This window comes from Citrobacter sp. wls613 (genome assembly GCF_005281195.1).
Classification (GTDB): Bacteria; Pseudomonadota; Gammaproteobacteria; order Enterobacterales; family Enterobacteriaceae; genus Citrobacter; species Citrobacter gillenii.
Map to the genome: position 1 here is coordinate 28,062 of NZ_SZXN01000030.1, position 216 is coordinate 28,277.

The 216-nt window shown below is 55.1% G+C and carries 1 pseudogene; it reads left to right on the forward strand.

Annotated elements, in window-relative coordinates:
* Positions 1 to 2: 2 nt before the first annotated feature.
* Positions 3 to 216 (forward strand): annotated as a pseudogene (locus FDX01_RS23430) (hypothetical protein); the annotation flags it as partial.

Consider the following 216-nt stretch of genomic DNA (forward strand, 5'->3'; position numbering starts at 1 on the left):
GCCTGTCGGGATTTATCGAATTCGTTCGTGCTGACATGGGCATCACCCCTGATCAGGCTCCCGACAACGCGCCGTCATTCACCCTGGCTTACGGCGGCGCGGTTGAGTGGGTAAACCGTGATATTGAACTGGTGATGCCTCACCTGTACGCAGTTGCGGTTTATAACCTCGCTGCGTCATTTCTTGCCAACTACGGCACAGAGAGTGTGTTCTCAG